The 26847-nt window shown below is 69.5% G+C and carries 24 protein-coding genes; 13 read left to right on the top strand and 11 right to left on the bottom strand.

The window, feature by feature from the left end:
• Positions 1-8 precede the first annotated feature (8 nt).
• From DS843_RS14390 to DS843_RS14370, 5 genes are read left to right on the top strand one after another with little or no spacing between them, the layout of a single operon-like run.
• The gene (locus DS843_RS14390) at positions 9-452 is read left to right on the top strand and encodes a response regulator (protein ID WP_149469580.1); all 444 of its coding nucleotides are present in this window, start codon (positions 9-11) and stop codon (positions 450-452) included.
• Positions 449-2635, top strand: a complete 2187-nt coding sequence (locus DS843_RS14385; RefSeq protein ID WP_149469579.1) for a chemotaxis protein CheA — start codon at positions 449-451, stop codon at positions 2633-2635. Before DS843_RS14390 ends, DS843_RS14385 begins: the two co-directional genes overlap by 4 nt.
• A complete protein-coding gene (locus tag DS843_RS14380; RefSeq protein WP_149469578.1) occupies positions 2635-2883 on the top strand; it encodes a hypothetical protein in 249 nt (82 codons plus the stop codon). Before DS843_RS14385 ends, DS843_RS14380 begins: the two co-directional genes overlap by 1 nt.
• A 55-nt stretch (positions 2884-2938) precedes the next feature.
• A complete protein-coding gene (parS, locus tag DS843_RS14375; RefSeq protein ID WP_149469577.1) occupies positions 2939-3382 on the top strand; it encodes a type II RES/Xre toxin-antitoxin system antitoxin in 444 nt (147 codons plus the stop codon).
• On the top strand, positions 3379-3831 hold the full coding sequence (locus DS843_RS14370; protein WP_149469576.1) for an RES family NAD+ phosphorylase: 453 nt from the start codon (positions 3379-3381) through the stop codon (positions 3829-3831). Before parS ends, DS843_RS14370 begins: the two co-directional genes overlap by 4 nt.
• A 6-nt stretch (positions 3832-3837) precedes the next feature.
• Here the strand turns inward: DS843_RS14370 and DS843_RS14365 are convergent, their stop codons facing one another.
• The 5 genes from DS843_RS14365 to DS843_RS14345 all read right to left on the bottom strand — a co-directional run bounded on the left by DS843_RS14365 (position 3838) and on the right by DS843_RS14345 (position 8658).
• Positions 3838-4236 (bottom strand): response regulator, encoded by a 399-nt coding sequence (locus DS843_RS14365; protein ID WP_149469575.1) that lies wholly within the window; start codon positions 4234-4236, stop codon positions 3838-3840.
• Positions 4233-6062 (bottom strand): sensor histidine kinase, encoded by a 1830-nt coding sequence (locus DS843_RS14360; protein ID WP_286192097.1) that lies wholly within the window; start codon positions 6060-6062, stop codon positions 4233-4235. Before DS843_RS14360 ends, DS843_RS14365 begins: the two co-directional genes overlap by 4 nt.
• A 4-nt stretch (positions 6063-6066) precedes the next feature.
• Positions 6067-6708, bottom strand: coding sequence for a chemotaxis protein CheC (locus tag DS843_RS14355; protein WP_149469573.1), 642 nt, complete (start codon positions 6706-6708; stop codon positions 6067-6069).
• 240 nt (positions 6709-6948) lie between these two features.
• Positions 6949-8100: an acetylornithine deacetylase gene (gene argE / locus DS843_RS14350; protein ID WP_208852242.1), complete on the bottom strand. Its 1152-nt coding sequence runs from the start codon at positions 8098-8100 to the stop codon at positions 6949-6951.
• A 210-nt stretch (positions 8101-8310) separates the two neighbouring features.
• On the bottom strand, positions 8311-8658 hold the full coding sequence (locus DS843_RS14345; RefSeq protein WP_149469572.1) for a hypothetical protein: 348 nt from the start codon (positions 8656-8658) through the stop codon (positions 8311-8313).
• A 386-nt stretch (positions 8659-9044) separates the two neighbouring features.
• Here DS843_RS14345 and DS843_RS14340 point away from each other — a divergent pair, with 386 nt between their 5' ends.
• Complete coding sequence (locus tag DS843_RS14340; RefSeq protein WP_149469571.1) at positions 9045-9518, top strand: DUF2934 domain-containing protein; 474 nt, start codon at positions 9045-9047, stop codon at positions 9516-9518.
• Between the two features lie 23 nt (positions 9519-9541).
• On the opposite strand, the gene DS843_RS14335 is transcribed toward DS843_RS14340, so the two are convergent.
• Entirely contained in the window at positions 9542-10837 is a 1296-nt protein-coding gene (locus tag DS843_RS14335; protein WP_149469570.1) for a family 4 glycosyl hydrolase, read from the bottom strand.
• 197 nt (positions 10838-11034) lie between these two features.
• Between DS843_RS14335 and DS843_RS14330 the strand changes: the two genes are divergently transcribed.
• The 4 genes from DS843_RS14330 (at position 11035) to DS843_RS14315 (ending at position 18120) form a co-directional block, all read left to right on the top strand.
• The gene (locus DS843_RS14330; protein ID WP_149469569.1) at positions 11035-12366 is read left to right on the top strand and encodes a GH1 family beta-glucosidase; all 1332 of its coding nucleotides are present in this window, start codon (positions 11035-11037) and stop codon (positions 12364-12366) included.
• Positions 12367-12498: 132 nt separating this feature from the next.
• Positions 12499-14652, top strand: coding sequence for a glycosyltransferase family A protein (locus DS843_RS14325; RefSeq protein WP_167525311.1), 2154 nt, complete (start codon positions 12499-12501; stop codon positions 14650-14652).
• 13 nt (positions 14653-14665) lie between these two features.
• The gene (locus tag DS843_RS14320) at positions 14666-16210 is read left to right on the top strand and encodes a DUF6212 domain-containing protein (RefSeq protein ID WP_149469567.1); all 1545 of its coding nucleotides are present in this window, start codon (positions 14666-14668) and stop codon (positions 16208-16210) included.
• Positions 16211-16329: 119 nt separating this feature from the next.
• The gene (locus tag DS843_RS14315) at positions 16330-18120 is read left to right on the top strand and encodes an ABC transporter ATP-binding protein/permease (protein ID WP_149469566.1); all 1791 of its coding nucleotides are present in this window, start codon (positions 16330-16332) and stop codon (positions 18118-18120) included.
• Between the two features lies 1 nt (position 18121).
• Here the strand turns inward: DS843_RS14315 and DS843_RS14310 are convergent, their stop codons facing one another.
• Both DS843_RS14310 and DS843_RS14305 read right to left on the bottom strand, forming a co-directional pair.
• Positions 18122-20194 carry a tetratricopeptide repeat protein gene (locus DS843_RS14310; RefSeq protein WP_149469565.1) on the bottom strand — a complete coding sequence of 691 codons (2073 nt, stop codon included), beginning with the start codon at positions 20192-20194 and terminating at the stop codon, positions 18122-18124.
• A 52-nt stretch (positions 20195-20246) separates the two neighbouring features.
• Complete coding sequence (locus tag DS843_RS14305; protein WP_149469564.1) at positions 20247-21593, bottom strand: GH1 family beta-glucosidase; 1347 nt, start codon at positions 21591-21593, stop codon at positions 20247-20249.
• 118 nt (positions 21594-21711) lie between these two features.
• Between DS843_RS14305 and DS843_RS14300 the strand changes: the two genes are divergently transcribed.
• A complete protein-coding gene (locus DS843_RS14300; RefSeq protein WP_149469563.1) occupies positions 21712-23037 on the top strand; it encodes a GH1 family beta-glucosidase in 1326 nt (441 codons plus the stop codon).
• A 178-nt stretch (positions 23038-23215) separates the two neighbouring features.
• Complete coding sequence (locus DS843_RS14295) at positions 23216-23683, top strand: Ros/MucR family transcriptional regulator (RefSeq protein ID WP_149469562.1); 468 nt, start codon at positions 23216-23218, stop codon at positions 23681-23683.
• A gap of 109 nt (positions 23684-23792) precedes the next feature.
• Here the strand turns inward: DS843_RS14295 and DS843_RS14290 are convergent, their stop codons facing one another.
• Positions 23793-24974, bottom strand: a complete 1182-nt coding sequence (locus tag DS843_RS14290; RefSeq protein ID WP_286192096.1) for a polysaccharide deacetylase family protein — start codon at positions 24972-24974, stop codon at positions 23793-23795.
• A 362-nt stretch (positions 24975-25336) separates the two neighbouring features.
• Here DS843_RS14290 and DS843_RS14285 point away from each other — a divergent pair, with 362 nt between their 5' ends.
• On the top strand, positions 25337-25732 hold the full coding sequence (locus DS843_RS14285; RefSeq protein ID WP_149469560.1) for a PRC-barrel domain-containing protein: 396 nt from the start codon (positions 25337-25339) through the stop codon (positions 25730-25732).
• A gap of 41 nt (positions 25733-25773) precedes the next feature.
• Here the strand turns inward: DS843_RS14285 and DS843_RS14280 are convergent, their stop codons facing one another.
• Positions 25774-26535: an SDR family NAD(P)-dependent oxidoreductase gene (locus DS843_RS14280; protein WP_149469559.1), complete on the bottom strand. Its 762-nt coding sequence runs from the start codon at positions 26533-26535 to the stop codon at positions 25774-25776.
• A 40-nt stretch (positions 26536-26575) separates the two neighbouring features.
• On the bottom strand, positions 26576-26847 hold a 272-nt coding region (locus DS843_RS14275), incomplete at its 5' end, for a 4Fe-4S dicluster domain-containing protein (RefSeq protein WP_208852167.1).

Genomic DNA, 26847 nt, shown 5'->3' with positions numbered 1-26847 from the left:
GCCGCCCGGTGACCGACCATTCCAGCCCGCAGTCTTCCAGCCAGCAGTCTTCCAGCCCACGGCCCCGCGTCCTCGTGGTGGATGACGCCGTCACCGTGCGGGCCTACACCCGGCAGGTTCTGGAGGCCGGCGGATTCCGCGTGGACGAGGCGGTGAACGGAATCGACGGTCTGGAGCACGCGCTGGCATCCACGCCGGACCTGCTGATCGTGGACATCAACATGCAGAAGATGGACGGTTACACCATGCTGCGCCGCCTGCGGCGGGAGCCGGCCCTGCGGGACGTGCCGGCCATCATGATCAGCACCGAAGCCAAGGACAGCGACCGCGAGACGGCGCTTCTGGCGGGGGCCAACTGGTACTTCGTGAAGCCGGTGCGCCCCGATGACCTGACCGCCGCCGCGTGCCTGCTGACCGGGCGGCGCCAGGAGACGGGGGAGGGGCGGTCATGAGCGCGCTGTTCGACCAGTTCGTCCTGGAATCGCGGGAGTTGCTGGAGGCCGCCGGGGCCGCCCTGCTGCGGCTGGAGCGCGATCCGGCGGACCGGGGCGCGGTCAACGATCTGTTCCGCGCGCTGCACACGCTGAAGGGCGCGACCGCCCTGTTCGACATGGCTCCCTTCACCCGCATGGTCCATGCCGGGGAGGACGCGCTGATGGCCGTGCGCGACGGGCGCGCCGCCATGACCGGCGATCTGGCCGACCGGCTGCTGGAGTTGCTGGACACCGGCGCGGCCTGGGTCGATGGGTTGGAGGCCACGCAGACCCTTCCCGACGACGCGGAGGCCCGCGCGCGGACGCAGGAGGTGCTTCTGCGCGCGGCCCTCGGCGGGCCGGCGGAGGCCGCCGACAGCGGCACGCCCGCCGGCTTCGCCTGGGTGGAGGCGTTGCCGGAGGCGGAGCGGGCGAAGGCCGCCGGGCGCACCGTCACCGCCATCGCCTACGATCCCGCCGAGGACTGCTTCTTCGCCGGGGACGATCCTCTGGATCTGTGCCGCCGCATCCCCGGCCTGCTGCTGCTGCGCATCGAGACCGCCGGACCGTGGCCGCCCTTGGCCGAGATGGACCCCTACCGCTGCGCCCTGCGCTTCCGCGCGCTGAGCGGGGCCTCGAAGGACGAGTTGGCGCGCCTGTTCCGCGGCGTCCCCGATCAGGTGGCCTTCGCCACGGTCGCCATCCCCGCCCCGGCGGAAGCCGCGCCGCCGCCCAGCCTCGCCGCCGCCATGCTGAGCGAGCAGGCGCGAATCCTCGGCCTGCCCGGCAGCGACGAGGAGACGGCGGCCCGCCGGGCGGCGGTGCTGCGGGCGGCGCGCAACATCCTGACCGCCGAGGGGCGGGAGGCCGAACGGGCCGCGCTGGACCGCGCCGCCGACGGCCCGACGGACGCGCTCGTCCGCTGCATCGCCGCCCTGGCGGACGGCCCGGCGGCGTTGCCGGACGCCCCGTCCGCCGCTCCGGCGTCCCCGGGCCGGCGGGCGCTGCGGGTGGATGCGGAGCGCATGGACCGGCTGATGGCCCTGGTCGGCGAATTGGTCGTCGCCAAGGGAAGCCTGCCCTATCTCGCGCGCGAAGCGCAGGAGGGGCGGAGCGCCGACGCGCTGGCCCAGGGCATCAAGGAGGCCCATGGCCGCATCGATTCCATCGTGGGGGAATTGCAGGACGCCGTTCTGCGGCTGCGCGTCCTGCCCTTGTCGCGCGTCTTCGACCCGCTGCCCCGTCTGGTCCGCGACACCGCGCGGCAGCTCGGCAAATCGGTGGAGCTGCACCTGTCCGGCGGCGAGACGGAGGCAGACAAGGACATCCTCGATATCCTGGGGGAGCCGCTGCTTCACCTCGTCCGCAACGGGCTGGATCATGGCGTGGAGCCGCCGGACCGCCGCCGCGCCGCCGGCAAGCCGGAGGTGGCGTCGATCCGCGTCCAGGCTTTCCAGGACAGCGGCGGCGTGGTGGTGGAGGTCTCCGACGACGGGGCGGGGATCGACGCGGAGGCCGTGCGCCGCAAGGCGGTGGCGCAAGGCGCCCTGACCGCGGAGCAGGCGGCGGCCCTGTCCGACGCGGAGGCGCTGCGCCTGATCTTCCTGCCGGGGGTCAGCACCTCGGAATCCGTGTCGGTCCTGTCGGGCCGCGGGGTGGGGATGGACGTGGTGCGCGGTGCGGTGGAACGGGCAGGGGGGCGGGTGGAGGTCGCCTCGACCCCCGGCGCGGGGACGCGTTTCCGCCTCGTCCTGCCGCTGACGATGATGGTCACGCGGCTGGTGACGGTGGAGACGGCGGGGGCGCTCTACGGCTTTCCGGTCACGCTGGTCACCGGCATGCAGCGCGTTCCCCACTCCGCGATCCGCCGGATGAAGCATGCGGAAAGCGTCGTCGTTCAGGACGCGGTGGTGCCCCTGCTGCGGCTTCGCCGGCTGCTCAACCTGCCGGAGGACGAGCGGGAGCGGAAGGGCGAGGCGGTGCTCGTGGTGGATCTCGGCGGGCAGCCGGTGGCCCTGGTGGTGGACGCCTTCCGCGAGCGCGCCGACGTGGTGCTGAAGCCGATGACCGGGGTGCTCGCCCGGCTGCGCGGCTACGCCGGGACGGCGGTGCTGGGCGACGGGCGCCTGCTGCTCGCCCTCAACCTGCGGGAGCTTCTGTGATGCCCATCCGTTTCGAGGACCGGACCGCCCGTTTCGAGGGGGCCTGCACGGTGGAGGAGGCGATCCCGCTGGCCGAGTGGCTGGGAGCCGCGGAGGACCCCCGGCTGGACCTCGGCGGCTGCACCGCCCTGCACACCGCGCTGCTGCAGGTGCTGCTGGCCGCAAGAATACCGGTCGCGGTGCCGCCGGAGGATGATTTCCTGAAGCGTTGGGTGATGCCGGTGCTGGAAGGAACGCGACCGGCTTGACGCGCCCTGCGCAAAACGCCACCTTCTGTTCGGCATTTTGCGCAGGGAGGTGGCGATGCCCGGCTATGACGCGGCTCTGGCGGACCGTCAGCGGTCGTTGACGGCGGCGATCCTGGGGCTCGACCAACCGCCCGCCGACGATCTCGCGGTGGTGCGGATCGTGCGCAACCGGCTGCGCACCCAGGCCATCGGCGCGCTGCAGGCGGCGGGCCTGGACGCCAAGTCGCTGAGCCGCATCATTCCCCGCCGCACCCTGGAGCACCGCCGCCAGAAGGGCGAAGCGCTGTCGCTGGAGGAAAGCGAGCGCGCCTACCGGACGGCCAGCATCGTGGGTCTGGCCGAGGCGGTGTTCGGCAGCCGCGACAAGGCCCTGTCCTGGCTGAACGCGCCGAAGCAGCGGTTCGGCGGAGAGGCGCCGATGGATCTGATCGATACGGATGTCGGGGCGCGGCTGGTGGAGGACGCGCTGATCCAGATCGACGAGGGCTATTTCGCGTGAAGCTCTGGCGGATCAGCAACCACGCCGATCTCCAAGGCATCGGCGGGTTGCGCGCGCCGGCCCGCTGGCACAACCGGGGGCGCCCGGTGGTTTATCTGGCCGAATCCCCGCCGGGCGCGCTGATCGAAATCCTTGTCCATATGGAGGTGTCCTCCCCGGCGCTTCTGCCCGACCGTTACCGGCTGCTGGGCGTGGCGGTGGAGGACGGGGTAGCCGCGCGTCCCTGTCCGCCGCTGCCGCCCGACTGGACGGGCCGGACCGGCATCACGCGGGCCGTGGGCGACGAGTGGCTGGCGCGCGGGGATTCCGCCTTGCTCCGGGTGCCCGGCGCGATCATGCCGAACGTCCACAATGTCCTGTTCAATCCCTTGCATCCCGACAGCGCGCGGGTCCGGATCGTCGAGGTGCTCGACGTTCCCTTCGATCCGCGCCTGTTCAAGGGAGCGTGACGGGCCTCAGGAGAACAGCTCCATCGTGTCGGGAATCTTGGCCGGCGCCCGCCCGTCCAGGATGGCCCCGACCGCCTCCACCGCGGACACCAGCGAGGACTGGGAGAAGGGCTTGGGCAGGCAGCCGACGCCGTACTCGCGTGTCGGCTCCACCTCCTCCCGGTAGGAGGTGACGAACAGGCAGGCGATGCCCAGCGCGGTCATCTGGCGTGCGGCGTCGATGCCGCTGGACCCCTGGGCCAGATGAATGTCCACCAGCGCCAGATCCGGCTTCACCGCCAGCGCCAGGGCAATCGCCTTCTCGCTGGTGGAGGCCGGCCCATGCACCTCGTGCCCGGCGGTCTCCAGGTAGAAGCTCTGTTCCATGGCGATGAGGACTTCGTCTTCGACGAGAAGGATCTTCATCCGTTCCACTCCGCCGCGCTGTCTTCCAGGATGGGGCCGTGCGCTTCCGGCATGGTCAGCGCGATGCGGAAGGAGGTGCCTCGTTCCACCGGAAGCAGCGTGACCGTCGCGCCGATCTGGCCGGTCAGGCTGGTGATCAGCCTCATGCCGAGGCTGCGCGACCGGCGCATGTCGAACCCGGCGGGAAGGCCGGGCCCCTGGTCGGTCACGGTGAGCGCCAGCAGGTCGCCGGCCCGGTCCAGCGCCACCAGAACGTTGGCGGGCGACGTGCCGCGGTGCTTGATGGCGTTGGTGACGAGTTCGTTGGCGATCAGCCCCAGCGGGGCCGCCTGATCGATGGGCAGGTCGATGCGCTCCGCACGCACCTCGATGGAGCCCAGCGTCTCGCCGCCCGACGCGCGGGAGAGGTCGGCGCACAGCTCGTTCAGGTAGCTGCCGAACTCGATGGTCTGGAACTGCTCGGTCTGGTACAGCCGGCTGTGGACCCGCGCGATGGCGTCGATGCGGCTGCGGGCGTCCTGGAAATGGACACGGTCGGCGGCCCCCGGCAGGCTCATGGTCTGGAGCGTCAGCAGGCTGGAGACGAGCTGAAGGCTGTTCTTCACCCGGTGGTTCACCTCGCGCAGCAGGGTGGACTTCTGCCCCACCAGCTTGCGCAGCGTCGCCTCCATCGACTTGATCTCGGTGATGTCGATGTGCATCAGCACCGCGCCGCCGAAGGGGCCGGCGGCCATCGGGGCGGCGAGGCAGCGGAACCAGCGCGCCCCGGCGTCCGACAGGCCCGGATATTCGATGGACACCGGCGGGCCGCCGCGCAGCAGGCCCCGCAGCCCCTCGATCAGCGCGTCGGCATGCTCCACGCCGCTGCGGGTGGCGGCGCAGGCCTCCAGATAATCGTCGCCGATGGCCGACCCGTCGCCCAGGAATCCCGGCTGCGGCCCGCTTTCCGCCCAGGCCTTGTTGACGAAGGTGATGTGCCCGCCATGATCCAGCACGGCGATGTGCGCCGGAAGCGCGTCCAGCGTGGCCTTCGTCTGCTCGGCGAGCTGGCGCATGGCGAGCGCGTTGGCCTTCAGCTCCTCGCGGGTGCGGCGGCGCTCGGTGATGTCGCGCAGGACGCCGGTGATGAAGCTGCGCCCCTCCGATTCCCAGCGGGCCAGCGAGACCTCCAGGTCGATGCGGGTGCCGTCGCGCTTGCGCCCGATCAGCTCGACGGGGGCGGGCTTTCCGGTCGGGTCGCGTTCCAGCAGCCCGGACCAGTCGGGGGAACCTTCGGTGAGGAACAGGCTGACATGCTGGCCGATCAGCTCGTTCGGCTGAAAGCCGAACTGGTTGGCCGCGGCGCCGTTGGCCCATTGCACCACGCCGCGCGTGTCGGTGGTGACGATGGCGTCGGGGGCCGTGTCCACGATGGCGCGGTAACGCGCGTCGCGCTGCTCGCGCAGGACCCGTTCCCGGTTCACCACGGCGGTGACGTCGGTCACCTGGATCAGGCAATAGGACGAATTGGCGGCCACGAAGGGGCGGATCAGCACGTTGTGGACCATCCGGCGTCCGTCCGCGCAGCGCAGCGGGAACAGCACCGGGTTCAGCGTGTGGGACAGCACGCTGGGCGCCCCGGTTTCCAGAACGTCGCGGACCGCGTTGTGAAGCCGCGTGTCGCGCAAGCTGGGCATGGCCTCCACCAGCTCCCGCCCGTGGATGTTGGCTTCGGGCGTGGCCGACGCCTTCTCCATCCAGCGGTTCCAGAACTGGACGCGGCCATGGCGGTCGAGCACGACGACACCCGCGTCCATAGCGTCCAGAAGACCGTTCAGCCAGGGCATGCGCTTAAACTCGCTCGTTTCCATCGGACGTTCCGGAGGCGATGCGGTCGATGAATCCATGGATCAGGTCCTTCAGCGACTCCAGGGACGACAGACCCATGAGCAGTGCGATGTAGCCGCGGATGCTCCGGCTGCGGATCAGAAAGTCGATGTAGAGAAACATCACCAGCTCGTCGGGGTTCGGCCCGTTGTTCTGGAAGATGCGGTCGCTGTCCCCGCGCAGCACGCTGGGAAGCGAGATATCCAGGTTGTCCTTCAGCGTGTTGGCCATCACGACCAGACAACCGTTCAGGATGATGTTGCCGATCTCCGCCAGCGCGTCCTGCTCCAGATCGACGATCTCCTCCAGGCTCAGCTCGCTGCCGAGCACGGCGCGCGCCAGCTCCAGGCTGTTGGTCTCGGGGAAGATCAGAAGGGCGCGGCCGGAAAAGGACCCGTCGAAACGCTGCTCCACCGCGACGAGGCTCGTCTTCTCGCGCGCGGCCAGGAGGCCCGCGGCGTCGTTGCGGCTGACGATCTCGATGGAAGGAACGGACAGCAGGACCTGGTCCGCAACCATGCGGCTGAGATGGGTCGCCGCACGGCCGACGCCCATGTTCACCAGTTCGGTGAGCGCGTCGCGCTCCAGGTCGTTCAGATCAACCATGCACGGGGCTCCCGGTTCCATGGCGACGCCGCGGCATCGGCGCCCCCGGGCACAGTGCGACAGGAACGCCGTCGAAGTCCCTCCCATCAACGGCATAGGCCGGTATCGGAAGCCCTCCGGGCAATTCAGCGACAAGGTGCCGGTTTCTCAACAATTGGTTCCTTCGATTGGTCGCGATTCGCAGAGTTGGACGGGCTGCACTGTGGTCCGGCGTGACCTTCCGCCGCACCCCGGATCGGCTCAGGCCGCCATTCGACGGATCAGATCCCGAAGGAACCCCTCGCAGGCCGTGACTTGGGCGATGTCGATGTACTCGTTGGGCTGGTGCGCCTGGTCGATCGAACCGGGGCCGCAGAGAACGGTGGACAGCCCGGCCTGCTGGAACTGCCCGGCCTCCGCCGCGAAGGACACCACGGCCGTGTCGTTGCGCCCGGTCAGCGCATGACAGAGCTGGGCCGCGGGACCGTCCGGCTCCGGCGCCAGCCCCGGGACGCCGGCAAGCTGTTCGGTGCGGATGTCGCATTCCGGGCTGATCCGCCGCATGGCGGCGCGCAGCCGGCCGCATTCCGCCTCGAACCGGTCGCGGTAGCGGGTCCAGTCGTCGCCGGGCAGGGGGCGGATGTCCCAGACGAAGGAGCAGTGGCGGGCGGTGATGTTGGCCGCCGTGCCCCCCTCGATGGTCCCGACCTGGAGCGTGGTGAAGGGTGGGTCGAAGCCGCAGGCGGGGTCCGCCGCCGCCGCGTTCTCCGCCGCCATGTCGCCCACCAGATTGACCAGCCGCGCCGCGGTCATCACGGCGCTGACGCCGCGGTCGATCTGGGAGGAATGGACCTCGTGCCCGGTGACCGTGGTGCGCAGCACGTAGCAGCCCTTGTGCGCCAGCACCACGCCCATGGAGGTGGGCTCGCCGACGATCACGGCGCCGGGGCGCGGCAGTTCGCCGACAATGCGGTCGATCATGGCCGGCGCGCCGAGGCAGCCGACCTCCTCGTCGTAGGAGAGCGCCAGATGCAGCGGACGTTTCAGCCCGGCCTCCAGCATCTCCGGCAGCAAGGCGAGAGCCACCGCGGGAAAGCTCTTCATGTCGGCGGTGCCGCGCCCATAGAGGCGCCCGTCACGCTCCACCAGGGTGAAGGGGTCGGTGTCCCAGGGTTGCCCGTCCACCGGCACCACGTCGGTGTGGGCCGACAGCACCACGCCGCCCTCGGTCATCGGGCCGATGGTGGCGAACAGGTTCGCCTTGGCACCGTCCGGACCGGGCACAATCCGGCTTTCAACGCCGTAGCCGGCGAGATAATCCCGCACCCAGTCGATCAACGCCATGTTGGAACGACGAGAAACCGTGTCGAAACCGACCAAGCGGGCAATCATCGCCTTGGAAACGTCTTGCACCCTTCCGATCCGATCTGCGTGACGGCGGTGCCGGCCCCGCGCTTGTGACAAACTTTAGATGTTAGACACTGGCCCCTGCACCCTGTGATGTCAAATGAGTCCTCCGAATCATCGGAACATGGCGGCCAACGGCAAATACCGGTTGAACGGCCATCGCGGTCGCGGACATGGCGTTCAACCGGTCGTGGAGCCGAAGCGGTGGAGAGGCGGTCAGGCCGCCGTCCAGACCTTTTCAGTAAGGATCGTGCGCACCAGCGTCAGCGCGCTTTCGGCGCTTTCGCGCCCGTCGAGCTTCGCCGCCACCGCTTCGATCTGGGCCGGCGGCATGGTGGAGCGCAGGCGGCGCACCGTGTCGGTCAGGTGCTTCTTGGCGAAGCGCGCCTGGTTTCCGCGCTCCGACAATTCCTGGAAGGCCAGCCGCCGGGTGGTGGCATCGCGTCCGGCGCTGGCCGCCGAAGCCCGCTCCGCCGCCGCCGTGAGTTCGTTGGAGGATTGGAGGTAACTGGTGATGGCTTCGGTCAGGATACGGTTGGCTTGAAGCAAGGGATCGAGGGACATGCGCTGAACTCTTTGCCTTCCGTGACGGCGACGGGCCGGAAACGGCCCTCCTGCCAAGACGTTTCCCCAAAGTTAGTTGGGCCGACCGCCCCGATTCAACCCGGCGAAGGGTTCTATGCGGACCGTGTTCCGGATCGGCACCATCGGAACCATCGCCATCGGGTCCCTCGCATGTTCTATCACCGTTCGCTTTCCGTCGAGGCTGGACAAAGAACGGGCCTATGATTCTCCTATGAACTAAGGCACGCTTTCTTTGTGTACGTTTATCGTCACATAAACCGGGCACTAAAACGGGAACCCACGGGCGCAGGACGCCGTTTTCCTCGAGCGTCGATGTTTCTGCGGCCAAAGCCCACTTGGACCAAAGCCCACTTGGAGACGGAAGAATGCAAGGCGATCGCGAAGACCGCATCCGCCACCGCGCCTATGAGATTTGGGAGCGCGACGGGCGACCGGAGGGACGGGGAGAGAGCCATTGGGCGCAGGCCTGCGCCGAGATCGAAGCCGAGGATCGGGCCGCATCCTCCGACGCGCCCGGCGAGGGCGTGGTGCAGAAGGTCGTCCGCCACACGAAGAAGGCCGCGACGGAGCTGCTCGGCGTCGGGCTGAACGCCGTGGTCGATGTGGTGGAGGAGGCGGTCGCCCCCAAGAAGCCGCGCGCACGCAAGGGCAAGCCGGAGGCGGCCGCCGCGGCGGGACCGGCCCCGGAGGCGCCGAAGCCGGAAGCGCCGAAGGCGGCGAAGCCGGTCCGCGCGAAGGCCATCAAGGCAGAGGTGGCGAAGCCCGCCGCGCCTCCCAAGGCCGCCGCTTCCCGGACCCGCGGCAAGCCCGCGGCGTCCGACACCGAACCGGCGCATTGATCCGAACCGGCCCTGCGCCTCCCTTACACACAGGGACGGATGTAGGGCCGGTTGGCCTCCCACAACTCGTCCAGGATCTTCACGGCGGCGTCGGTGGAGTTCACCACCGGGTCGATCAGAAGCGCCTGGAGCGCCAAGTCCTTCGAGGCGTGGACCGCGGCCTCGACGGCGAGTTGCTGCACGCTCGCCTGGACGTGCAACAGCTTGGCGATGGGGTCTGGCAGGGGGCCGAGCGAGATCGGATGGACGCCCGCCGCGTCGGCCAGCAGAGGCACCTCCACCGCCAGATCCGGGGGCAGGTTGGGGATGGCGCCCTGGTTGTAGACGATCCCCGATTCGATAAAACTCTTCCGGTTGTGCAGCACGCCGGCGATGACCTGCACGGCCCGCTCGCCCCAGGAGGGCTGGGTCCAATCCTCCGGCACCGGGGTCGTTCCGGCGATCACTCCATCCATCAGCGCGTTGAGGATGCCGCGCCCGCGTTCGTCCTCCGCGAAGTCGAACCCATGCTCCCCGCCTTCCCAGCCGTAGGGAAGATACTCGCCCAGATGGTCGTCGCTGCAGGTCGGCCACAGGCCGAAGGCGTTGAACAGGCGGCGGGCCAGCGGCGTGAAGGCCGGATCGTGGGTCTTCTCCCTCTCGCGCAGCAGCGGGTAGAGGTCGCGTCCGGTCGTCTTGTCCCGGATGTGCATCAACCACTGGAAATGGTTCAGTCCGGCGCCCCAGACCTCCACGTCCTTTTCGGCCATGCCGAGGATTTGGCAGATGAACCAGCGGGCCAGAAAGATGCCGTGGCACAGCCCCAGAGTCTTGACCCTGGTGTATTTGCCGAGCCCGAGGACGACGCGGCTTTCCGGATTGGACAGGTTGATGAACTGGGCGTCCGGGCACAGTTCCTCAATGTCGCGGGCGAAGTCGAAGATCAGAGGCAGGGTGCGCAGGGTGAAGAACAGGCCGCCGGGGCCGCCGTTCTCGCCCAGCGTGTGGCGGACGCCGTGCTTCTTCGGCACCTCGAAATCGAGCTTCCACAGGCGGTTGCGGTCGATGGCGACGGAGTTCACCACGAATTCCGCACCCCGCAGGGCGGCGCGGCGGTCGGTGGTCTGCTCGATGGTCAGGCCGGCGCCGCCCTTCGTGTTCAGCAGGCGGGCGAGCGCCGTCATGCGGTCGAGCGCTTCCGGATTCGTGTCCACCAGCGTCAGGGTGCTGCCCGCCAGCTCCGTCGTGGTGAAGAGGTCGCGGTACATGCTGAGCCCGAAGGCCGCGCTGCCGGCGCCCAGAAAGACGATCCTGGTGGTTTTGGGGGTGGTAAGGGCCATGGGATGCCTCCCGACGGCGGAAGTTGTGCCCTGCTGATTCGTCGGGGCAGCCGCCTTCAACGAAGTATACACTTGTTAAGACGAAGAGACTATACCTATTGGTTAGAGCAACCGCGGCGATGTCTTCGCTCGCGCAACATGGCCTTCGCATGTGCGATTGTGCATGCGCAGCATAATCACTTCAGGGGAGTCCCGTCATGGCACCCTTCACCTTTCCCAAGGACTTCCTGTGGGGAGCGTCCACCGCGGCCTATCAGATCGAGGGCGCGATCCACGCGGACGGGCGCGGCCCCTGCGTGTGGGACACCTTCACCGACGCCGGGCGCATCCAGGACGGCAGCAGCGCCGCCGTGGCCTGCGACCATTATCACCGCTGGGCGGAGGACATCGCCCTGCTGAAGGACGGCGGTTTCAACGCCTACCGCTTTTCCATCGCCTGGCCGCGCATCCTGCCGGCGGGGACGGGGGCGGTGAACGCGGCGGGGCTCGACTTCTACGACCGGCTGGTCGACGGGCTGCTGGCCGCCGGAATCCGGCCCATGGCCTGCCTCTACCATTGGGACCTGCCGCAGCCCCTTGAGGACCGCGGCGGCTGGCAGGGGCGGGAAGTCGTCGGTCCCTTCGCCGAGTACGCCCGCATCGTCAGTGCCCGGTTGGCCGACCGGGTGAAGGACTGGATGATGCTGAACGAGCCGAACGTGGTCGCCACCCACGGCTACGGCACCGGGGAGCATGCGCCCGGCCACAAGCTGGGCGAGGTCGGCATCCTGCGCGCCCTGCACCACCAGAATCTGGCCCAGGGCGCGGCCCTGCGCGCCATCGCGGCGGAGCATGCGGGCCTGACTCTCGGCACCGTCATCAACCTCCAGCCCTGCCGGGCCGAGAGCGACCGGCCTGAGGACGTCGCGGCGGCGGCCCGCTGGGACGCGGTGTGGAACCGGGTGGCCCTGGACGGGGTGATGCGCGGAAAGATCCCGGATCTGATGGCCGAGCGGATGAAGGATTTCGTCCTGCCCGGCGACGAGGAGGCGATCCGCTACCCCATCGACCTGCTGGGAATCAACTACTACTCGCGCATGACCATGAAGCACGAGGCGGGGCATCCGTTCGACGTGTGGTGGGGCGACGCCCATTGCGACCGCTGGACCGCCATGGCCTGGCCGGTGCAGCCCGACGGGCTCTACGACCTGCTGATGGAGTTCAAGCGCGACTACGGCAACCCCGCCGTCTTCGTCGCGGAGAACGGGGCCGCCTACGACGACGTGGTGACGCCGGACGGTCGGGTGCACGACGCGGAGCGCGTGGCCTTCCTGCGCGACCATGTGGCGTCGGTCGGCCGCGCCCTGGCCGATGGCTGCAACGTGAAGGGCTATCTGTGCTGGAGCCTGCTGGACAATTTCGAATGGGCCTTCGGCCTGTCGAAGCGGTTCGGCATCGTCCGCGTCGATTACGACACGCTGGTCCGCACGCCAAAGGACAGCTACCGCTTCCTGAGCGAGGTGGCGAAGAGCGGGCGGCTGGAAGCCTAATAATACGACGGCATAGGGCGCGCTTTGCAACGAATGCCGATGTAAAACGCGCCCATGCGTCCCGGAAATATCACATCCGGAACAGGCGCGGCCGGGGCTAATCAGGATGCGGTGCCATCACAGCGTCCGGCCATGTCAACGATAAGCGTACGAATCAATTCGGAGGCCTGCGCGGAGGAGGACGGTCAGGGAACCGAGATCCGCGCGGCCATCGTCGTGCCGACCTTCAAGCATTCGGGCCTGCTGGTGGAGGCGCTGTCCACGGCACTCCATCAGGACACGGACTTCGCCTATGCCGTGGTGGTGGTCGACGACGGCTGTCCCTTTCCGGAAACGGAGCGGGTCTGCCGGGAATTCGCCGCGGCCCATCCGGGACGGCTCTTTTATCTGCGCAAGCGAAACGCCGGGCTGAGTGCCGCGCGCAACAGCGGGATCGCCTTCGCGCTGGACGCCTTCCCGGCGCTGGAGGCCGTCTACTTCCTCGATTCCGACAACCGCATCCGGCCCCATCTGCTGCAACGGATGCTGGACGCGCTGCGGGCGGCGGGGCCGGAGGTGGGCTGGGCCTATCCGGACGTGGACAAGTTCGGCTTCTTCGAATTCTGCGACATGTCCGGCCCCTATTCGCCGCTGGAGCATCTGTTCCGCAACGTCAGCGAGGCGGGCAGCATGGCCGGGCGGCGCCTGTTGGACAGCGGCGCGCGATTCGACGAGACGATGCGCCAGGGCAGCGAGGATTGGGAGTTCTGGCTCCAGGGGTTGGAGCGCGGCTTCCACGGCGTCCATGTGCCGGGAACCGGCTTCGGCTACCGCCGCCGCGGCGAGAGCATGCTGACCGAATCGGAGCGCGACTACCGCCCCATCCTGACCCACATCCAGAAGCGCCACCCCGCGCTGTTCGCGGTCCAGGCCGTGCTGCGGGCGGAGGCGGCGGTCGGGCGGCGCTACGCCGTCTATCTGCCGGACCGCGCCGTCGTCCGTTGCGTCACCGACCCCGCGGCGGGAGAGGAGGATCTGCCGCTCGCCGACTTCGTGCGCCGCGCCCTGCGCGCGCCGGAGCGGCCCGGCTACGCGGATTGCCCCGGCCTTCTGGCAATCATGGAGTCCGGCTTCTACGACCTGCTGAAGCGCCATCGCCTGCTGCGCGGCGCCTTGTGGGTGCTGGAATGCGCGGCGGCCCGGGCGACCCTCGTGCGCGCCGAGGTGACGGCGGAAGCGCCGTTTCCCCTCCCGGAGGGCGGCTGCGCGCTGTCCTGGTCCGGCGCGCCCGTGGGGCTGCTGGCGGACGCGCCGTTCCCCCTGCCGTCGGGCGGGGCGGCGATGGCGATGCTGCCCACCGCGGTTCTGCTCGACCTCGTGCGGCGCCAGCCGGTGGGCACGCCCTTGCTGGAGCGTGACCCCCGGAAGCCCTGCGCCGAGGCCCGGCTGAGCCTGACCCTGGCGGCGCCGGGCGCGGTGACGCCGCCGGCCAGCGCCGACGTCGCCCTGTTCACTCTGCGCGAGGCGATGGCCGCCCAATGGGTGCTGCCGTCCAACGGCGGCTGGGCGGCGGCGCCCATCGACCGCTACCGCGCCGGAGTCGCCACGCCGGGCGACGTCTACCGGACGGTGCACCGGCTGCCCTCGGTCCTGCCGCTGCTCCATCCCGCGGGAAACCGGCGGCTGGCGGCCCTGATCGCCGATCCCGGCGATGCGGAGGGGCTGGAGGACGCCGTCCGCATGGCCCGCTGGCTGGACGGGAAGGGCTATGACGCGCATCTCGTTGCAATGGGCGGCGGCGGCCTTTCCCTGACCGCGGCGGCGGCGGCGGTCTTCGCCTCGGTGGTTCCCTACCCGACGCCGCTGGTGCTGCCCGAACGCCCGCTAACCCGCCGCGACGCCTATCTGGGCACGCCGCTGCGCCCGTTGGACCCCGAGGAGGAGGACATGGCGGTCGGCACGCTGGCCGCCTTCGATCTGGCCGTCACGGTGCGGCACGGCATGGGCCACGCGCTGATGGGGCGGCTGCGCGCGCTCGGCGTGACGGGCTGGGCCTTGCTGGGGCCGTCCTCCGCTCCGGATGCGCCATCCGTGGCCGACGCGGTCAACGGCTGCGCCGCCTTCGAGCACGCCTACCAGACCATCGTCCCGCTCGACGCCCGGATCTTCCGCCTGTGCCGGGCGCTGGGACTGCCGCCGGACAAGCTGCGGCGCTGGGACGGCGGGGCGGAGGCCGAATCCGATCCAGATTGGGCCGCCTGCGCGCCTCTGTCCTCATGCCTTCCCGACCCATCCGCGCCCGCCTGAAAAGGGTGTTCCCATGAAGCTCTCCACCCCTGCGGCCCTGTTCGCCTCCCTCTATGACGGCACGCCGAAGATCATCGCCGCCGGTGCCAGCGCCGGGCTGGAGCCGGACGCCGTGCCGTTCCGGCTGCTGCGGCTGGTCCGGCACGACGGCGGCTATCTGCTGCTGCCCGAAGGCGTGGCGTGGGACGGGGAGGGGGCGCTGCGCACGCTGGCGATTCCGCCCGCCGCCGTCCGTGTCCTGTGGTCCTGCGACGAGGCGGCCCGGCGGGACGCCGAACGGCTGCTCGGCTGGTGGGAGGAGACCGGCGGCCCGGACAGCGCGCCGCCGCAGGTGACGGGAGACGCCGCCGCTCTGCTGCGCGGATTGCTGACTCAGGCCTTCCGGGAGATCGACGGGCTGCACCGGCGCAACGCCGGGCTTCAGCACAGCCTGTCGGCCCTGCGGGAGGAGTGGGGACGCTCCGCCCGCCTGCCGCCGGAGGCGGTGGAGCTTCTGGACGCCCTGCGCCTCAGCCCGCCGCGGCTGGTCTTCGCCACGCCGCGCCCGGCGGGCGCGCTGCCGGTGCCGCTGCGCCACGGCCGGCACCCGGCGGGGGCGGGGGAGATCGTGCAGCGCCTGCCCACGGGCGCGCGGGGGCTGGTGGGGATCGACCTGCATCTGGACCGCGCGCCGAAGGGCAGCGGGGTGCTGGCCGCCGCCCTGACCGCCGTGGAGACGGGGGAGACCATCGCAGACTGGCGGCTGTCCTTCGGCGATCTGCGGTCCGGCTGGCTGCCGCTGCGCCTGCCCGCCGCCTGCACGCGGATGGACCGCATCCTGGAACTGCGCATCGGCGCCACCGGGGTGGTGACGGAGTCGCCGCGGCTGTCGCTGGCGCAGGCCGGGCTGCTCGACGAATACGCCACAGCACCGCCGGCCCGCGCCGGGGGGCAGGCGGCCATGCTGGCGCTGCGGCTGTGGGGCGGGCTGCCGGGTCTGGACTACGGTCCATCAGCGCATCCGGCGCCCCACCCGGCCCCCGCCCGCATGATCTGGCCGCTGACCGAACCGGTCCTGGCCCCGGTGCGCAAGGGGCGCGAGTTCGAGGCCACCTTCCCCTGGTTCGGCCTTCTGCGCGGCGGGCGCATCCTGCTCCACCCGCTCCACGGCGTCGTCACGGCGGCGCACATCCCGCTGGACGAGGTGCCGGGCGCCGTCGCGGTGCGGGCGCAGGCGGTGATCGACGATCCGCGCTGCCGCACCCCCATCGCCTGCAAGCTGGTGGCCGCTCCGCCGTCGGTGACGGTGGACGAGGCGGAGCGGGAGGAGGGCATCCTCGCCTCCAGCGGCTGGGTGGTGCTGGACGAACCGCGCCGCCCGCTGGGTCTGTCGGCGGCCCTGGCGGCGCCCTGGTCGGGGCCGATGGCGCTCCATCTCTTCACCGACATCCCGGATCGCGGCCACGGCCTGTACGGACGCACGATCTTTTCCGATTTTGAGCTGGAGATCGATTCCGCGACCGCCTGGGCCACTCCGCCCGTCCTGCCGGCGGCGGACGGCATCGCCGCCACGCCGTGACATTCCGGGGACCGCCGCGACGCTCCCATCCTTTGGTGCACTGCGGGGCAAGCTGTTGGTAATAACCTGATCGTTAGGGTAAAGGAGGTGTTGCTTCAGCCCAGGGGAGTGGAACGGCCATGTCCATCGCGTCCCGGACGCCGGACCGATCCGGCTTCACGCGCCGATTCCTGAACCTTGCCGGCGGATTCTGGTCCGAACGGCGGAACTGGAAGGTGTGGCTTCTGGCGGGCGTGCTGGGAGTGCTGACGGTCGGGCAGGTGGTGGTTCCCATCCTGCTGAACCTGTGGAGCCAGCATCTGTTCGACGCGCTGGAGCAGCGGTCGATGGACCGCTTCATGCTGATGATCGCGGCGGCGGGCGGGATCATCCTGTTCAACATCGTCAACACCATCCTGCATCTGCGGGTGAAGCGCCGCCTGCAACTGGGCTGGCGCACATGGCTGACGCAGAAGCTTCTGGGCGACTGGCTGACGCGCGGGCGGCAGCATCAGGTGACCTATCTGCCCGGCGATCATGACAATCCCGACGGGCGCATCGCCGAGGACATCCGCATCGCGACGGAGGCGGCGATCGACCTCGCCCTGTCGCTGTCCTACTGCGCGCTTCTGCTCATCAGCTTCACCAACATCCTGTGGCGGCTGTCCGGTTCGCCGGAGGTGACGCTGGGCGGGGCCACCTTCCATGTGCCGGGCTATCTGCTCTACATCGCGCTGGTCTACGCGGCGGTCGGGACGAGCATCGCCCTGCTGATGGGAAAGCCGCTGGTGAAGGCCGTGAACCGCCGGCAGGGGCACGAGGCGTCCTTCCGCTTCGGCCTCGCCCGCGTGCGGGAAAACGCGCAGGCCGTCGCCCTGCTGCACGGGGAATCGGGGGAGCGCGACCGGCTGGGCGTGCTGTTCGGCGGGGTGCAGCGGGGCTGGAACGGGCAGACGCACGCCCTGTCCAACATGATGATCTTCAGCGCCGCCTATTCGGTGCTGTCCGCGGTCTTTCCGATCCTGGTCGCCTCGCCCAGCTACATCGCGGGGGCCATCTCCCTGGGCGTGCTGATGCAGACGGCGCAGGCGTTCCAGCAGACGGTGGGCGCCCTGTCCTGGCCCATCGACAACCTCGCCCGCGCGGCGGAGTGGAAGGCGTCCGTGGAGCGCGTGCTCGGCCTGCACGAGGCGCTCCAGCGCCTGGACCGGGAGATCGGCGGGGAGGGGACGGAGCGCATCGCCGTGGAGCGCAGCGACGGCGGGCATTGCCTGAGCTTCCGCGGCCTGTCCATCGCCGAGCCTGACGGGCGGCGCGTGGTGGAGCCCTTCGACCTGGACATCCGCCAGGGCGAGCGCGTGCTGATCGTCGGCGATCCGGCGGCGGCGGTGCGGCTGTTCCGGGCGGTGGCGCGGGTCTGGCCCTGGGGCGGGGGAGGCATCGTCCTGCCCTCGCTCACGCGCGTCTTCTTCATGGCGGAGCGCCCCTACCTGCCGCACGACACGCTGCGCTCCGCGCTCAGCTATCCGCTGGGGGCGGGCACGGTGGACGACGCGGCGGCGGCGGAGGCTCTGGAGCGCGTCGGGCTCGGCCATCTGTTGCCGCGGCTGGACGAACCCGACAGTTGGGACGAGGTTCTGGCGGTGTCGGAGCAGCAACTGCTGGGCTTTGCCCGCCTGCTGATCCGCCGTCCGGACTGGATCTTCCTGGAAGACGCGACCGACAGCCTCGACCCGCGGACCGAGGAGGCGATGCTGCGCCTGATCGACACGGAATTCCCGGACGCCACCCTGATCACCATCGGCAGCCACGTCGCGCTGGAGGCGCACCACCGGCGCAAGCTGGTGCTGGAGCGCGCCAACGGCTCCGTCCGCCTGCGCGAGGAGCTGTGCGGCGAGTGGGACCGGAAGATCGCGGCGGTCGGGGAGTAGACTATTCCGCCAATCCGATGGCCCCCAGGATCAGGGCGCGGTCCAGCCGCGGGTCCGGTGCGGGGGCGGAGCGCTCCAGCCGGTCGACCAGGGTGGCGACGGAGGCGGCGAAGCCGGGCTCGTTCTTTTCCGTCAGGATCTGCACGAACAGCCCGTCGCCGCAGCGGAACAGGCGGCCCTCCGCGGGGATCGGCAGGATGGCCGGGCCGTCGTCCCGCCGGGCCGCGTCGTCCGTCCCCGCCGTCAGCGCGATCTGGTCGAGGAAATAGTGAAGCCGCCGCTCCGCGACCCAGGAGACGAGGAAGCGCCGGATGCGGTCGAACAGCGCGGCGACGGCGGGTTCCGGCAGAAGCACCATCAATCCCCCGCCGACCCCGTCGTAGAGCCGCGCCAGATTGTCCGGAAAATACTGGAGCGCCAAGGGGATGTCCGCGGACAGCGGAGCCGGGAACCCCGCCGGATCGGACAGCACGCAGGCGTCGATGTCCGCCACCAGAAGCGGCGCCCGGTACAACTCCAGCAGGCGCGGCACGCGCAGGAAGCGGGCAATCGTGTAGAAGGTGGTCCGCGCCGCCGCCGTCAGGCCGGCGGGCGATTCTTCATGGCTCCAGCCCAGCCGGACATGGCGCAGCCGCCGGCCCAGCGCCGCGACCTGCGCCGGCGTGTCCGGTCCGGGGTCCAGGATGTGCAGGTGGGCCGCCTGTCCGGGGGCCGAGAAGCGATCCAGGCTGGCGAGGAACAGCGCACCGAACCGCTCCAGATAGGCACGGTCGCAGGAGACGACGACCACCGGTCCCCGCCCCGGCGGGGCGAGCGATTCCAGGACGAAGGCCGCCTCCACCTCCGCCTCCGCGGCGGGGTCCAGCGTGTCCGCCCGGCGGGCGAAGCCGTCGCCGGTCGGGACATGGGCAAGGAAGGGCAGGTGGGGTTCCGCGCGCCGGAAAGCGTCCCGCGCCGCCGCCGCGTCGCCCAGCCGGGCGGACAGCGATCCCTGAAGGAACAGCCCCCAGGCGTGCAGTTCGTCGTCGAAGCCGCGGAAGGCCGCCGCCGCCGGGGGGAGCAGCGCGGCCACCCGGTCCAGCCGGCCTTGCCCGATCAGGATGTTGGCGATGCGGACCAGATGGTAGTAGGCGGTCTTCCAATGGAACCGCCCGGCCCGGCTGAGCCGCGCCACCTCCAGCAGCGTGGCGGCGCAGGCGTCCAGCCGTCCCGCCTCCTCCTGCACCTCCGCGCTGCGCTGCCAGGGGGTGGGATCGGTCGGGGTCAGCGCCTTCAGCCGGTGGAAGGCCCTCAGGCAGCCGTCCACGTCCCCGGTCTGCCGCAGCGCCGTCGCCAGGGCCAGCAGCCGGTCGGCCCGGCCGGGCGTCACGGCCACGCAGCGGCGCAGCGTATCGGCGGCCTCCGCCGGGTGCCCGGCCTCCGTCAGGGCGGTACCCAGATTGACGGCGCTGTCCTCCGCCTCCACGCCGGTGCGCAGGGCGCGGCGGTAGTCGCGGGCGGCGGCGTCGGGGTGCCCCCCTGCCTGCTCCGTGCGGGCGAGGTTGAAGAGGAGCGCGCGCTCGGCGGGCGCGCAGGCCAGCGCGGCGCGAAGCTGCCGCAGAGCCTCGTCCCGCCGCCCCAGCGCTTCCAGGGCCGACGCGGCGTTCATCCGCGCCTCGATCGACTGCGGATGAAGGGTCAGGGCGATGCGGAAGCGCGCCAGCGCCTCCGCCGTATGACCCATCTGCTTCAGGACATTGCCCAGGCTGAAGTAGGAATCGGCACCGGGCTGGAGCGCGATGGCGCGCCGCAGGCTCGCGGCGGCTTCCGCCAAGCGTCCCTCGGCGCGCAGGGCGCGGGCGAGGTTGGCGTGGTAGGCGCCGGAATCGGCCTTTCGCGCGATGGCCGCGCCGATCAGTTCCACCGCGCGGGCGCTGCGACCGGTCTGCGCGCAGAGGACGCCGTAGAGGTGCAGCGCGTCGGGATGGCCGGGCAGGGCGGCCAGAGCCGCGGTGTAGAGCGGTTCGGCTTCCGCCAGCCGCCCGGCCTGATGCAGCGCCGCGGCCTGCCGAAGCGGGGCGAGCGGGTCCGTCATGGCCGGATCACGACGGGCCGGATCAGGGCGGGCCGGATCAGGGCGGGCCGGATCAGGGCGCCCGTCCGAGTGCGCCGCCGATCAGCGCTGAATACCATTTGGCGGATTCCTTCGGCGTGCGCTTCTGGGTTTCGAAATCCACATGCACGATGCCGAAGCGCGTGCCGTAGCCACCCCCCCATTCGAAGTTGTCGAGCAGCGACCAGACGAAATAGCCGCGGACGTCGGCCCCGTCCCTCAGCGCCCGAGCCATTTCGCCGATGCAGGACTGCAGATAGTCCAGCCGTTCCCGGTCCATCACGATCCCCTGAGCGTCCGGTGCCTCGGGCGCCTTGGTGCCGTAGCCGTTTTCCGTCACATAGACCGGCAGGCGGTAGCGCGCGGAGGCGTGCAGAAGCGCCTCGTGGAAGGCGCTGGGCTGGAGCGGCCAGCCGATGTCGGTGCGCGGCATATCCTCCGGCGGCGCGCCGAAACCGCAGCCCCAGACGGCGCCAGGCTCGGCCTGGGCGAAGAGGGGCGCGTAGTGGTTCATGCCGAACCAGTCCACGGGCCGGCAGATCCGGGCCATGTCGCCGGCCTGGACGTAGGGCTCGATGGCGCGGGCGATGCGCGGCGGGTAGCGGCCCAGGATCTGCGCGTCGGGAAAGCACAGGTTCCACAATTCGTCGAACAGGGCCGCCGCCTCGACATTGTCCGGCGCCGGGTCCGCGGGCCGGCAGGGCTGAAAGCTGTGCACCGCGCCGATGGAGGCCCCCGCCACCAGATCGCGCAGTACGTCGACCCCGGCCCCGTGGGCGAGGTTGGTGTGGTGGATGACCTTCAGATGCTCTCCACGGTCGGACACGCTGGGTGCCCCCCATCCCAGCGCATAGCCGAACAGGGTGAAGACCGAGAATTCGTTGAAGGTCGCCCAGTGCTTCACCCGGTCGCCGTAGCGGCGGGCACAAAGGACGGCATAGTCCGCGTACCAGCCCGCGCTGTCCCGGTTCGCCCAGCCCCCGAGATCCTGCAACGCCTGTGGCAGGTCCCAATGATAGAGGCAGGCCCAGGGTTCGATCCCCGCCTCCAGAAGCCGGTCGATCAGCCGGTCGTAGAAGTCCAGTCCAGCCTCGTTCACCGCGCCGCGCCCGCGCGGCAGCACGCGCGGCCAGGACATGGAAAAGCGGTAGGCGCCGACCCCGATGTCCCGCATCAGTGCCACATCCTCGGCGTAGCGGTGGTAATGATCGCAGGCGACGTCGCCGGTGTCGCCGTTGTCCACCCGGCCTTTCAGGCGGCAGAAGCTGTCCCAGATGCTGGGTGCCCGCCCGTCCGCCGCCGCGGCTCCTTCCACCTGAAAGGCCGAGGTCGAGGTTCCCCATAGGAAGCCGTCGGGAAAGTCGGAGGTGAGAGGGGGCATCGCTTGCCGTTCCAAGGGGGCGCTCCGTCGAACCGTTCCTCCGCCATTATGCCTGTTTCTTGACCGTTCCGCCAAAGGTAGTATGGGTGTGGCTCGATTGGCGCGGATGGAGACGGTTATGGCGGACCTGCCGAAGGATTTTGTTTGGGGCGTCTCCACCTCCGCCTATCAGATCGAGGGAGCCGCCGCGGCGGACGGGCGCGGCCCCAGCATTTGGGACACCCGCTGCCGCACGGCGGGCGGCGTGGTGAACGGCGACACCGGCGACGTCGCCTGCGACCACTACCACCGCTACGCCGAGGACGTCGCGCTGATGCGCGGGCTGGGAGTGGACGCCTACCGCTTTTCCGTCTCCTGGCCGCGGGTGCTGCCGCGCGGGCGCGGCGTGGTCAACCAGCCGGGGCTGGACTTCTACGACCGGCTGATCGACACGGTGCTGGAAGCGGGAATCGAGCCCTGGCTGTGCGTCTATCACTGGGACCTGCCGCAGGCGCTTCACGACCTCGGCAGCTGGGCGAACCGGGACAGCGCGGGCTGGTACGCCGATTACGCCGCCTTGCTGGCGCGCCGCTACGGCGACCGGGTGAAGCGCTGGATCACCTTCAACGAGTTTTCCGTCTTCACCCTGTTCGGCTACGCCATTCCCTGGGCGGCCCCCGGCATCACCGACCGGGAGCAGCATCTGCGCGCCATCCACCATGTGAACCTTGCCCATGGGGCCGGGTTGGACGTGATCCGCGCCCTGGTGCCCGGCGCGTCCATCGGGGCGGTGCACAACCGCCAGAAGGTGCTGCCGGAGGGGGGTAGGCCGGAGAACGCGGAGGCCGCCGCCCTGCTGGACGAGCATTGGAACCTGACCTTCTGCGACCCCCAGCTTCTCGGCCACTACCCGCCGCGCGTCGCCCGCGCCATCGAGCCCTACGTGCGGGCCGGCGACATGGCCCGGATCTGCCGGCCCACGGATTGGTTCGGGCTGAACCATTACGGGCCGATCTTCGCCCGCGTGAATCCGGACATGACCTGGGGATACGGCTGGGGCGACGCGCCGCCCGATTCGCCGACGTACGGCGTCGGATGGGCGATTTTCCCCGATGCCTTCCGGGACGAGCTGCTGGAGATCACCCGCCGCTACCGCATGCCCATCGTCATTACGGAAAACGGCTGCGGCGGCAGCGATTCGCCGGACGAATCGGGCGCGATCGACGACCAACACCGAATCAACTACCTGCGAATTTATAACGCCTCAATGCACGAAGCGATTCGGGGGGGAGCGGACGTGCGTGGTTACTTTGTCTGGTCGCTTCTGGATAATTTCGAGTGGGGAAGCGGCTACGGCAACCGTTTCGGCATCGTCCATGTGGACTTCGAATCGCAGAAACGCACGCCGAAAGCCTCTGCGCGCTGGTACGCCGACCTGATAAAGAGCGCCCGTTCCGGCGCCTGAACGGGCAGCGATTTCATCACCAAAGCCTACTATTTCCGTTCGACTGGCCTGCGCTCCCGCGTGTCCTGCATGAAACACATTACACATTTGCATGTTAAACCCGATGCACAGGCTTGCGCTTTGCGCATCACTTTGCCCATCCTCCCTCTTGGATCATTCGTTCTCGAAGGAAAATGACATGCAAAGCAGCGACACCGACGGTTCTGAGAATTCGGCCACGGATCTGGTGGCCATGACGGGCAAGATCGTTGCGTCTTATGTCCGCTCGAACCAGATCGCCGTGAATGATCTTCCCAACCTCATCCGGATCGTCCACCAAAGTCTGTCCGGCACGGGCCGTCCGGTGGAACCGGAATCGGTGGAACTGCGCCCCGCTGTGCCGGTGAAGAAGTCGGTGATGCCGGATTACATCGTCTGTCTTGAAGACGGCAAGAAGCTGAAGATGCTGAAGCGCTATCTGCGCACGGCTTACGGCATGACGCCGGACGAATACCGCCGCAAGTGGGGCCTGCCGGCCGATTATCCGATGACCGCCCCGAATTATGCGGAGCAGCGCTCGGCCTTCGCCAAGTCGATCGGCCTCGGCAAGAAGGCCGCCGCCCCGGCCAAGCCGGCCCGCCGCGGCCGCGCCAAGAACGTCGCCTGATCGACGGCACCGGGCCGGCGATGCCCGATCGACGCCGCTCCGAACCGCTCCTTTCCCAATTCATGGGAAGGGGGCGGCGGGAGCGTTTCCCTTGCTTCGCCAGCCAGACTCAGCGCTGCGCGATTCGCGGCGTGGCGAGGCTGTTCAGGCTGGTGATCCATTCCGACAGGGTGACGAAGCGGCAGCCGCGCGTGCGCAGCAGGCCGATGGCCTTCGGAAGCGCCTCAGCCGTCGCGTTGTAGGTGGTGTGCATCAGGACGACGCTGCCGATTGTGCCGGTCGCCTCGACCTGCGCCATGATCTTTCCGGCGTCGCGGGAGAGCCAGTCGCGCGTGTCGACGTTCCACAGCGCCGGGCTCATGTTCTCCTGCTCCACGGCCTTCAACGTGTCGTTGTTCCAGCGCCCGGCGGGCGGACGGAACAGCACGGGGTCGGCGCCCTGACCGGCCAGGATGCGGTTCGTTTCCGTGATCTGCGCGCGCTGTTCCTCGGTGGTCAGGTTGCGCATGTTCGGGTGGGTCATGCTGTGGTTGCCGACCTCGTGCCCTTCCTGAACGATCCTCCGTATGATCCGGGGATGGCGGACCGCGACGTTGCCGATAGGGAAGAAGGTCGCCCGCACCCCCTCGTTGCGCAGGATGTCGAGAATGCGCGGGGTGACCGTCGGATGCGGCCCGTCGTCGAAGGTCAGGGAGCACAGATTCCAGCGGCTGGCTTTCAGCGCTCCGATGTCCACCCGCGCCTCGTTGCCGGGGACGATGGCGGCGATCCGCGACAGACGGGCCGCCTGCCGTTCGATCTCCTGCATCTCCCGGCTCTGGTCCGGGCTGTAGGTGACGACCCCATTGTGGTCGCCGTCCTCCATGGCGGCGGGAGCCGCTGCCACCGGCTGATCCACGGCGGCATCCACCACGAGGCAACTGCCGCCGCCGCCGACGATCCGGCGGCAGACGAAATTCGGGTCCAGGTCGGGCAGGGGAGCCGCCTGGAGCACGAAGCCGGAGTCCGGCACATCGCGCCTCTGCGGCGCGACTCGGGGCACCAGATCGGCCACCATATCGGGCTGGCGCCGGACGATGGCCTTCCAGGCGACCCAGGCGTCGGCCTCCGTCCGGTAGACCCCGAACTGGAGCATCTTGGCCGGTTGCGCGTCCGCCGCCGCATCCTTGCGCAGCGTGGTGACGGTCGCCAGATGGGACGGTTCCGCCGCCCGGGCCGTTGCGTGGTCGGCCAGTGTCCAGGCCGCCAGCAGGCTCGCCGCCAGGAGCGGCAAACGGGATGGCCAGCGCATTGTCGCGGGACCGGACTTGTGTGCGGCGGAGAGACCCGTACCTGAATTCATGTGCGATCGACCATCAACATCGCCGCGGTGAGATCAGGCGTGGGCGATACCTCTTATGAGATAGAACAAATTTTACCGCGCCTCCATAAGGATCATCACCCAAAGAGAGATGTCACGGATTTTAGAGGTGTATTTTCCATAATGCACCTTATGGGATTTATTCGAACCTTCGACCGCCCCCACCCCGAAGATACGGCCACCCCTTCAGACCGACTGCTTTCCGACCCGGTGGGGTCCCGCCTTGCTCCGCGCTTGGAACCGGCTCGGACGGGTTCATGTTGTTGCACGGTCAGCAGCAGGAGAGCAACGCGATGAGAAAGCTTCTTTCCGTGGCCGCCGCCGTCTTCGTCCTGGTTTCGGTGGAGGCCGCGCACGCCCAGCAGAGCGCCGCCATCCCCAACCCCGCCAACGCCTACCGCGAGGTGAAGGACAACAACGTCATGGTTCCCGCTCTCAACCAGACGGTCGGGCAACTGGACGACATGGACGTCATGGGATCGGACGGCAAGAAAATCGGTGAAGTGGAGGAGGTCTTGATGGATTCCTCCGGGCAGCCGGTCGCGGTCGTGGTGGATGTGGAGCGCGACGTCGGGATCGGCGGCAAGGAGGTGATCGTCGGGCTGGACCAATTGCGCAGCGATGGGCGGAACCTGACGACCACCCTCTCCAACGCGCAACTCGGCGCCCTGCCGGTCTGGAAGGATTGATCCAACACCGGCCAGGATCGCCGAGCGTTAACGGATGAGCCTTACTGCGGCGCCATGCGGATGGCGCCGTCCAGCCGGATCACTTCGCCGTTCAGCATTTCGTTTTCGAGTATGTGCTGCACGAGGCGGGCGTATTCGGACGGCTGGCCGAAGCGTTTCGGGAAAGGAACCGTGGCGGCGAGGCTGTCCTGCACCTCCTGCGGCATGTTGAGCAGCATCGGCGTGCCGATCAGGCCCGGCGCGATGGTCATCACCCGCACGCCGCTGCGCGCCAGATCGCGGGCGGCGCAGATGGTCAGGGCGACGACGCCGCCCTTCGACGACGCATAGGCCGCCTGCCCGATCTGCCCCTCATAGGCGGCGACGGAGGCGGTGTTGACGATCACACCGCGCTCCCCCGACTCCAGCGGGTCGAGCTTGCCCATGTCGGCGGCGGCGAGACGCAGCATGTTGAAGGTGCCGATCAGGTTGACCTCGATCACCCTGCGGAAATCGTCCAGCGGCATCGGGCCGTCGCGTCCGACGATGCGCTTGGCCGGCGCGACGCCCGCGCAATTGACGGCGATGCGGGCCGGACCGTGCGCCGCACGGGCCTCGGCAAGGGCCTTTTCCGCCGAATCGGCGCTCGACACGTCGCAGACCAGGCCGAGACCGCCGATCTCCTCCGCCACCTGCTTCACCGCCGCCTCGTTCATGTCGAGCACGGTGACCTTGGCGCCGAGCTTCGCCAGATGGCGCGCGGTTTCCGCCCCCATGCCGGACGCGCCGCCCGTGACGATGGCGGCCTGACCGTTGATCTGCATCGCGTCTTCTCCCTGATTCTGTCTGTGCTGCCGTTTCGATTCACATGCCGCCGGGATAGTTCGGCCCGCCGCCGCCTTCCGGGACGACCCAGTTGATGTTCTGGGTGGGGTCCTTGATGTCGCAGGTCTTGCAGTGCACGCAGTTCTGCGCGTTGATCTGCAGGCGCGGGTCGCTGCCGTCCTCGGCCCGCACGATCTCGTACACCCCCGCCGGGCAGTAGCGCGTCTCCGGCGCGTCGTAGAGCGCCAGATTGACCGCGATCGGAACCGAGGCGTCCTTCAGCGTCAGGTGCGCCGGCTGGTCCTCCTCGT

This window comes from Roseomonas genomospecies 6 (assembly GCF_008365375.1).
Classification (GTDB): domain Bacteria; phylum Pseudomonadota; class Alphaproteobacteria; order Azospirillales; family Azospirillaceae; genus Azospirillum.
The sequence above is the reverse complement of the archived record's forward strand: the minus strand, read 5'-3'. Positions and strand labels throughout refer to the sequence as shown.

Coding starts and splice junctions, on each gene's coding strand:
- DS843_RS14385 (WP_149469579.1), top strand. CDS start 449: ATGAGCGCGCTGTTCGACCAGTTCGTCCTGGAATCGCGGGAGTTGCTG.
- DS843_RS14380 (WP_149469578.1), top strand. CDS start 2,635: ATGCCCATCCGTTTCGAGGACCGGACCGCCCGTTTCGAGGGGGCCTGC.
- parS (WP_149469577.1), top strand. CDS start 2,939: ATGCCCGGCTATGACGCGGCTCTGGCGGACCGTCAGCGGTCGTTGACG.
- DS843_RS14365 (WP_149469575.1), bottom strand. CDS start 4,236: ATGAAGATCCTTCTCGTCGAAGACGAAGTCCTCATCGCCATGGAACAG.
- DS843_RS14360 (WP_286192097.1), bottom strand. CDS start 6,062: ATGCCCTGGCTGAACGGTCTTCTGGACGCTATGGACGCGGGTGTCGTC.
- DS843_RS14355 (WP_149469573.1), bottom strand. CDS start 6,708: ATGGTTGATCTGAACGACCTGGAGCGCGACGCGCTCACCGAACTGGTG.
- DS843_RS14345 (WP_149469572.1), bottom strand. CDS start 8,658: ATGTCCCTCGATCCCTTGCTTCAAGCCAACCGTATCCTGACCGAAGCC.
- DS843_RS14340 (WP_149469571.1), top strand. CDS start 9,045: ATGCAAGGCGATCGCGAAGACCGCATCCGCCACCGCGCCTATGAGATT.
- DS843_RS14335 (WP_149469570.1), bottom strand. CDS start 10,837: ATGGCCCTTACCACCCCCAAAACCACCAGGATCGTCTTTCTGGGCGCC.
- DS843_RS14330 (WP_149469569.1), top strand. CDS start 11,035: ATGGCACCCTTCACCTTTCCCAAGGACTTCCTGTGGGGAGCGTCCACC.
- DS843_RS14325 (WP_167525311.1), top strand. CDS start 12,499: ATGTCAACGATAAGCGTACGAATCAATTCGGAGGCCTGCGCGGAGGAG.
- DS843_RS14320 (WP_149469567.1), top strand. CDS start 14,666: ATGAAGCTCTCCACCCCTGCGGCCCTGTTCGCCTCCCTCTATGACGGC.
- DS843_RS14315 (WP_149469566.1), top strand. CDS start 16,330: ATGTCCATCGCGTCCCGGACGCCGGACCGATCCGGCTTCACGCGCCGA.
- DS843_RS14310 (WP_149469565.1), bottom strand. CDS start 20,194: ATGACGGACCCGCTCGCCCCGCTTCGGCAGGCCGCGGCGCTGCATCAG.
- DS843_RS14305 (WP_149469564.1), bottom strand. CDS start 21,593: ATGCCCCCTCTCACCTCCGACTTTCCCGACGGCTTCCTATGGGGAACC.
- DS843_RS14300 (WP_149469563.1), top strand. CDS start 21,712: ATGGCGGACCTGCCGAAGGATTTTGTTTGGGGCGTCTCCACCTCCGCC.
- DS843_RS14295 (WP_149469562.1), top strand. CDS start 23,216: ATGCAAAGCAGCGACACCGACGGTTCTGAGAATTCGGCCACGGATCTG.
- DS843_RS14290 (WP_286192096.1), bottom strand. CDS start 24,974: ATGCGCTGGCCATCCCGTTTGCCGCTCCTGGCGGCGAGCCTGCTGGCG.
- DS843_RS14285 (WP_149469560.1), top strand. CDS start 25,337: ATGAGAAAGCTTCTTTCCGTGGCCGCCGCCGTCTTCGTCCTGGTTTCG.
- DS843_RS14280 (WP_149469559.1), bottom strand. CDS start 26,535: ATGCAGATCAACGGTCAGGCCGCCATCGTCACGGGCGGCGCGTCCGGC.